Source organism: Devosia sp. (assembly GCF_041917035.1).
Lineage (GTDB): Bacteria > Pseudomonadota > Alphaproteobacteria > Rhizobiales > Devosiaceae > Devosia_A.
The window spans coordinates 7,009-9,763 of the sequence record NZ_JAYRYM010000148.1 but is presented as its reverse complement, the minus strand read 5'-3'; the positions used below and the strand labels follow the sequence as shown (position 1 = coordinate 9,763).

Genomic DNA, 2,755 nt, shown 5'->3' with positions numbered 1-2,755 from the left:
GAGGACGTGGTGTTCACCATCGGGCCCTACTCCTTCCAGCCGGCGGCCAAGCTGCTCGAAGCGCCGGACGGCGGCAAGGTGCGGCTGACCGACAAGGAGACCTCGATCCTCAAGTACCTCTACCGGCAGGGGCCCAAGACCATCACCCGGGAAATCCTGCTCAAGGAGGTGTGGGGCTACAATAACCGGGTCACCACGCACACGCTCGAAACCCATATCTACCGGCTGCGCCAGAAGATCGAGCGCGACCCCTCCAACGCGCGGCTGCTGGTGACGGAAGAGGGCGGCTATCGACTGGTGCCGTGAGGGGGCGGGGTCGCCTGGCGGATTGCCGGAAAGCCCGGGCGAGCGCGGGCCCCCACCCTTGATCTCTCCGACGACTGGGATTTCCGCTCCGCTTTTCCGTTCGAAGCATGGGATAAACCGCGCTGCGTAAGCATGCGTGGCAAAATGGATTCCGGTTCCTTAAAAGAAATGCTCTATATCGACCCCGCGGGGCACGATCCGGACGCCGGCAGGCTCGGGACGCGGTTTCGGCTCGGGATTGGGGCGGGATGCAGCTAGACGACGCGGCGACGATACTGGGACGCGCGGACTTCTTCGAAGTCTGCGACGCCGAGCAACGGCGCCTGCTCGCGTTCGCCTCGGAGCGCAAGAAGTTCCGGCCCGGCTCGGTGATCTACGCCTCCGGCGACGTGCCGGAGGGCGCCCATGTGCTGATCTCGGGGACGGTGGCGACGCTGCAGGACGGGGCGGAGGACAACCCGTTCCTCGTCCACGAGATGGGTGCCCTGCTCGGCGCGATGGGCCTGGTGGTGGCCAAGCCCCGGCCGGTGACGCTCAAGGCGATCGATGCGGTGGAGACGCTGCTGGTGCCGCGCGCCGCCTTCATGAAGCTGGCCAACCAGTACCCGCAGCTCGCCGCCCGGGCGGCGGAGCGGATCCGGTTGGAGCTGACGGCCTATCTGGGGGCGATCGAGAAGGTCCGCGGCCGGATCGGCTGAGGGTAGGCAAGGCTCAGTCGACGATGGCCTCCGCCTCGATCTCGACCAGCCAGTCGGGATCGACGAAGGCCGATACCTGCATCACGGTGGTCACCGGGCGGATGGTGCCGAAGAGTTCGGCGTGGGCGCGGGCGGCGTCCTGCCACAGCGCGATGTCGGTCAGCAGGATGCGGGTGCGGGTGACATGTTCGAGGCGGCCGCCGGCATTCTCGATGGCCTTCCTGACGATCTCGAGGCAGCGCACGGTCTGGCCGTAGGCATCGCCCGGCGCGGCGGTGCCGCCTTCGGCGCGGATCGGGGCGGTGCCGCCGACGACGATATGGTTGCCGACCCGGACGGCGCGGGAGAAACCGATCACCGGCTCGAGATAGGAGCCGGAACTGACGAGCACGCGCCTCATGACGCCTCCGCAGCGAAGCGGACGATGACGGGGACGTGGTCCGACGGCCGGTCGGACCAGCCGCGGGCCGGCCTGACGATCTCGGCCCCGACGGTATGGGCGGCGAGGTCGGCGGTGGTCCAGATGTGATCGAGGCGGCGGCCCTTGTCGGCGGCATTCCAGTCGCGGGCGCGATAGCTCCACCATGAGTAGAGCTTCTGATCGGCCGGGAAGTACTTGCGCACCACATCGACCCAGCCGTGACCGCCGGTGAGCAGGGCGCCCAGCGCCTCGGTCTCGACCGGCGTGTGGCTGACCACGTCGATGAGCTGGCGGTGGCTCCAGACGTCGTGTTCGAGCGGGGCGATGTTGAAGTCGCCGCAGATCAGCTGCCGCTCGCGGAAATGGTCCTCGCCGAACCAGGCCTTGAGCTCGCCCAGAAAGCCGAGCTTGTGGCGGAACTTGGGGTTGATCTCGGGATCGGGCAGATCGCCGCCGGCGGGTATGTAGAAATTGTGGACGGTGACCGGCCCGCGTCCGAAGTCGAGGCGCGCCGAGACGTGCCGGCTCTCCTCGATGGCGCAGAAGACGCGGCTCGAGACGTCGGTCAGCGGGAACTTCGAGAGGATGGCGACGCCGTGGTAGCCCTTCTGCCCGTGCACGGCCTGGTGCGGGTAGCCGGCGGAGGTGAAGTCCTGGCGCGGGAACTGGTCGTTGAGGCACTTGATTTCCTGCAGGCAGAGCACGTCCGGGCGGTAGCGGGCGAGGAAATCCAGCACCAGCGGCAGCCGCAGGCGCACGGAGTTGATGTTCCAGGTGGCAAAGGTGATCGGCATCGGGGCGCCCTGCGGTGGGGGCGCTCCTTATGCCGGGGGCCGGTCGAGGCGTAAAGCCGCTATTCGGCGGCTCAGCCCTCGGCCGGGGCGGCGACGGCGCGATAGGTCGGGTCGATGTAGAAATAGGACTTGGGAATCTCGACGCCGGTCTCGACGTCGTAGAGCGAGAAGGTCAGTTCGGCTCCCGAGGGCTCGGTCAGGGTCCACTGCTTGAGGTCCTTGCTCTCGGTATCGAAGACCAGCGCCACGCGCACGATACCGGCCGGAGTATCGTCCTGCAGGGTAACGGAGAAGTAGTCGTCGGACTGGCCGAGGGCGACGATGTTGGCCTTGAACAGGTCGATCTCGGCATCGAGGAACTGGCGCAGCGGCACCTTGTCCTGCGGATAGGCGTACTGCGTCTTCTCCTTCCTGTCGACGACGTAGAAGCCGCGGCCGACCGAGACGATCTGCTCGTAGCTGGGCGGGTTGTAGCGGAACAGGATCTTGCCGGGCCGCTCGAGAAAGAAGGTGCCCTCGATGCGCTGGCCCTGGGT

The 2,755-nt window shown here is 67.3% G+C and carries 5 protein-coding genes; 2 read left to right on the top strand and 3 right to left on the bottom strand.

Translation table 11 applies throughout. The annotated features are described in order from the left end of the window. Both ACE3TU_RS14715 and ACE3TU_RS14710 read left to right on the top strand, forming a co-directional pair. A partial coding sequence (locus ACE3TU_RS14715) for a helix-turn-helix domain-containing protein (protein WP_374625468.1) occupies positions 1–306 on the top strand: 306 nt, incomplete at its 5' end. 248 nt (positions 307–554) lie between these two features. Beyond that, positions 555–1,004, top strand: coding sequence for a cyclic nucleotide-binding domain-containing protein (locus tag ACE3TU_RS14710; protein WP_374625466.1), 450 nt, complete (start codon positions 555–557; stop codon positions 1,002–1,004). A gap of 13 nt (positions 1,005–1,017) precedes the next feature. On the opposite strand, the gene ACE3TU_RS14705 is transcribed toward ACE3TU_RS14710, so the two are convergent. The 3 genes from ACE3TU_RS14705 to ACE3TU_RS14695 form a co-directional block, all read right to left on the bottom strand. Further along, positions 1,018–1,404, bottom strand: coding sequence for a RidA family protein (locus ACE3TU_RS14705; RefSeq protein WP_374625464.1), 387 nt, complete (start codon positions 1,402–1,404; stop codon positions 1,018–1,020). Further along, positions 1,401–2,219, bottom strand: a complete 819-nt coding sequence (locus ACE3TU_RS14700) for an exodeoxyribonuclease III (RefSeq protein WP_374625462.1) — start codon at positions 2,217–2,219, stop codon at positions 1,401–1,403. Before ACE3TU_RS14700 ends, ACE3TU_RS14705 begins: the two co-directional genes overlap by 4 nt. Before the next feature lie 71 nt (positions 2,220–2,290). Beyond that, the coding region (locus ACE3TU_RS14695; protein WP_374625460.1) for an outer membrane lipoprotein carrier protein LolA at positions 2,291–2,755 on the bottom strand (465 nt) is incomplete at its 5' end.